Here is a 3,810-nt window from a genome sequence, read left to right on the forward strand (position 1 = left end):
CCCGCGCCGTCGGCGACCCGCGTCCCCGAGCCCTGGACGGAGTCGACGAAGCCGGCGGCCGAGAGCTCGTCGAACGCCCGGACCACGGTGCCGCGGGAGAGCCCGGTCTGCCCGGCGAGCGCGCGCGTGGAGGGCAGCCTGTCGCCGTCGACCAGGGAACCGTCGGAGACCAGGTCGATGACCGCGTCCACCAGATCCGCGGCACCCGAGACCTCACCCAGGACCACCGATCCGGGACTTCCGGTGCGGGCCATGCTCCCATCGTAGGCGCGCGAGGCCGCAAAGTGGTCTCGCGGGTGTGCGAGAAGTGGACCTTCTTGCCTGTCCACTTATCCGGTGGGATGACCCCATGCAGATCTACCGCCAGTCCCGACGCCTCCGCGACGTGCGCTACGACGTGCGCGGCCCCCTGCTCACCGACGCCGAGCGACTCGAATCCCAGGGCCACGACGTACTGCGGCTCAATCTGGGGAACATGTACCCGTTCGGTCTCGAGGCGCGGCCCGAGATCGTGGAGGCGGTGAGTCGCGACCTCGGCAGCGGCCAGGCCTACTCGGACTCACGCGGCATCCCGGAGGCCAGGGCGGCGGTGGCCGACCACTACCGGCGATGCGGGGTGGCCGGGTTGCGCGCCGAGGACGTGTTCCTGGGCAACGGGGTGAGCGAACTCATCACGCTGGTCCTGCAGGCGTTGATCGACCCGGGCGACGAGATCCTGCTCCCGGCGCCGGACTACCCCACCTGGACCGGCGCGGTGAACCTCACCGGTGGCGTCCCCGTGCACTACCTGGCCGACGAGTCCGACGGCTGGAACCCGTCGCTCGCAGACATCGAGTCGAAGGTCACCCCGCGGACCACGGCGCTCGTGCTGATCAACCCCAACAACCCGACCGGGGCCGTCTACAGCGCGGAGACCGTCCGGGGCATGGCCGACATCGCCCGCCGGCACGGACTCGTCCTGCTCAGCGATGAGATCTACGAGAAACTGGTGTTCGGCGGAGCCCGACACCACCACGCGGCGCTCGCCGCCGGGGACGACGTCCTCTGCCTGACCTTCGGGGGGCTGTCCAAGGCGTACCGGGTATGCGGGTACCGGGCCGGCTGGGTGGCCGCGACAGGGCCTCTCGAGCGGGCACAGGACCTGCTCGAAGGACTCACCCTGCTGGCCAACATGCGGGTGTGCCCCAACGTCCCGGGTCAATACGCGATCCCGGTCGCGCTGGCGGAGGACTCACCGTGGGGCGCCGACGTGATCGACCCCGACGGCCGGATCGAGCGCCAACTCGCACTGGCGACCGAGCGCCTCGACGCCATCCCGGGCGTGAGCTGCGTGGCCCCCCGCGGCGCGCTCTACTGCTTCCCCCGGCTGGACACCGAGAGGTTCGGCATCCGGAGCGACGAGGACCTGGTGCTGGACCTACTGCGCTCCGAGCACGTGCTGGTGACCCACGGCACCGGCTTCAACTGGCCGGAGCCCGATCACTTCCGGATCGTGTGCCTGCCCGACGCCGCGGTGCTGGAGAGCGCGATCGGCAGGATCACCGGGTACCTCGAGCGGCGTGCCCACACGTCAAGAGCGCGAGGCCCCGGGGTCGGAGGTCAGCTCTCGAGAGCCGGCTTGATGTGATCCCACCCGGCGCCGAAGTTCTTGAGGAAGTTCGGCCAGTTGTGGAAGCCGGTGTCGGAGTAGTCGACCCGGTATCCGACTCCGGCGCGGTCCAGCGCCTTCTCCAACGCCTTCGACCCCTCCAGCACGCCCATCTCGAGCACCTGGCCGACGATCATGCTCAGGGCGTCCGCGCCACCGCGGTAGTACTCGAGGTCGGCGGGGCCGGCGACGTTGCTCCCGGAGGAGAAGTACACGGCCGTGTTCCTCAGATCCCCGGCATGGGAGACGGTGTCATGCCGCTTCCACTGCTCGCTGCGGCGCGGGCCCCACATGTTCTCGACGTCACCGCCGCGGGTCTCGATCGTGCCGCGGACGGACTGGTATCCGAGCGCGTCCATGGTCGAGTAGTACCCGCTGAACGACATGACGCCCCGGTAGATCTCGGGATAGGTGGCCGCGAGGTGCATGGCCGCCTGACCACCCATGGAGGCACCACCGATGGCGCTCTTGCCGTTGGTCTCCAGCCCCTTCGTCGCGAGCCCCTGCTCGACGATCCCCGGAAGCTCCCGGGTGAGGAAGGTCTCCCACTTGTTGTAGCCGAGCACGGGGTCGGCGCGGTTCCAGTCGGCGTAGTACGAGGCGTACGCGCCGGTCGGGATGACCACGTGGACGTTGTCCTCGCGCACGCGGTCGTGAATCCGCGCCTGGTGGTTCCAGCCGGAGTTGTATTCGGGAGCGTCGACGCCGTCGAGCATGTAGAGCACGGGCGCCGGGCCGTCGTCGGTGATGCGCGAGGGCACGACCTCCAGGATGACCTCGCGCTTCATCGCCGCGGACGTGACCAGCCAGTACTCGTACTCGCCGGACGTGCGCTCGACCTCGACGAACTCGGACGTGGTGATGGTCTCGTCCACCGGGCGGGGCGCGTTGGGGAGCGGGGTGGCGGAGCCCTCACCGTCCAGCGGGAAATCCGCGGAGCCGACGGAGCCGATGAACCGGGTGGCCGACCCGACCGGAACCGAACCGGCCGCCTCGAGGATGGTCCCCAGGCTCTCGGAACCCAGCGTCGAGGGGTCGATGCTGGCGGTCTGGGCGAGAACGGGAGTGGCCGACCCGAGGGTCAGGGCAACGGCGAATGCCCCGGCGGTGGCGACCACACGGTGGAGTCCGAGAGGCATGACGCTCCAAGTGCTGTGCGATGTGATCTGTGGAGCTTAGCGCTATCCCCGCAGCGCCTCCTCGACCGCGTCCCGCAGGTCCTCCGGCTTGCGGGTGGGACCGAACCTGTCGATCACCTTTCCGTCGCGCCCCACGAGGAACTTGGTGAAGTTCCACTTGATCCGCCCACCGAGCAAGCCGGATTTCTCGGATTTGAGCCAGTCGTAGAGCGGGTGGGCTCCCGACCCGTTGACCTCGATCTTGGAGAACACCGGGAACTCCACGCCGAAGTTGCGTTCGCAGAACGAGCCGATCTCCTCATCGGAGCCCGGTTCCTGGTGGGCGAACTGGTCACACGGGAATCCGAGTACCACGAAACCCTGGTCGCGGTAGTCCTCGTACAACTTCTGGAGCCCCTTGTACTGCGGGGTGAATCCGCACTTGCTGGCGGTGTTGACCACCAGGACCACCTGCCCGGCGTAGTCCGCCAGGTCCTTCTCGCTCCCGTCGAGCAGGCCCGCTCGAAAATCCGTGAGAGTGACATTGTCATCGGGCACGGCGCAGCTCCTCGTCGTCGTCATGACAGGCGGGGGACACCCGCCGTCCGTCCCGAGGCTTCCACACCCTCGCCCACCGCGCACCTGGCGTCACCTCGCCCGCTCCGCACCTGGCGTCACCTCGTCGCGGACGCTCCGGACACCTCGGGCATCCGCAACCCGGACACCGCCCCGATCACTCCGAGCACCGCCAGAAAGACCAGCGCCCATTCGATCCCCGCCAGCGCGAGAGCCGAGGTGATGCCGCCCGTCACGAGCAGGATGACGCCCATGGCCGAGTTGGAGACCGCGACGTAGGTCGTGCGCATGTCCCCCTCCGCCACGTCCACCACGTAGGTCTTGCGGCCCACCCGCACCCCGGAGTGCAGGAGGGTGAGCAGGAAGTAGCCGCCCACGAAGAACGCGGTCCCCGGGCCGGACGACCCGTCCACACCGAACAGCGAGACGGCGGCCACGAAACCGAGCGTCACCGCCGACGCAGCGGCG

The 3,810-nt window shown here is 69.1% G+C and carries 4 protein-coding genes and 1 pseudogene; 1 reads left to right on the forward strand and 4 read right to left on the reverse strand.

The window, feature by feature from the left end; translation table 11 throughout:
* Positions 1-254 (reverse strand): winged helix-turn-helix domain-containing protein (locus G6026_RS04845; protein ID WP_182612392.1); only part of this gene is annotated, 254 nt, incomplete at its 3' end.
* Between the two features lie 95 nt (positions 255-349).
* Here G6026_RS04845 and G6026_RS04850 point away from each other — a divergent pair.
* Positions 350-1,627, forward strand: a complete 1,278-nt coding sequence (locus G6026_RS04850; protein WP_241725960.1) for a pyridoxal phosphate-dependent aminotransferase — start codon at positions 350-352, stop codon at positions 1,625-1,627.
* Here G6026_RS04850 and G6026_RS04855 read toward each other — a convergent pair.
* The 3 genes and pseudogenes from G6026_RS04855 to G6026_RS04865 form a co-directional block, all read right to left on the reverse strand.
* A complete protein-coding gene (locus G6026_RS04855; protein WP_182612393.1) occupies positions 1,600-2,787 on the reverse strand; it encodes an alpha/beta hydrolase family protein in 1,188 nt (395 codons plus the stop codon). The two genes, G6026_RS04850 and G6026_RS04855, sit on opposite strands and share 28 nt — an antisense overlap.
* Before the next feature lie 42 nt (positions 2,788-2,829).
* Positions 2,830-3,348 carry a glutathione peroxidase gene (locus G6026_RS04860; RefSeq protein WP_156607295.1) on the reverse strand — a complete coding sequence of 173 codons (519 nt, stop codon included), beginning with the start codon at positions 3,346-3,348 and terminating at the stop codon, positions 2,830-2,832.
* Between the two features lie 92 nt (positions 3,349-3,440).
* Positions 3,441-3,810, reverse strand: a pseudogene (locus G6026_RS04865) (MFS transporter); the annotation flags it as partial.

This window comes from Dietzia sp. DQ11-38-2, from assembly GCF_014145055.1.
GTDB lineage: Bacteria > Actinomycetota > Actinomycetes > Mycobacteriales > Mycobacteriaceae > Dietzia.

Coding starts and splice junctions, on each gene's coding strand:
- G6026_RS04850 (WP_241725960.1), top strand. CDS start 350: ATGCAGATCTACCGCCAGTCCCGACGCCTCCGCGACGTGCGCTACGAC.
- G6026_RS04855 (WP_182612393.1), bottom strand. CDS start 2,787: ATGCCTCTCGGACTCCACCGTGTGGTCGCCACCGCCGGGGCATTCGCC.
- G6026_RS04860 (WP_156607295.1), bottom strand. CDS start 3,348: ATGACGACGACGAGGAGCTGCGCCGTGCCCGATGACAATGTCACTCTC.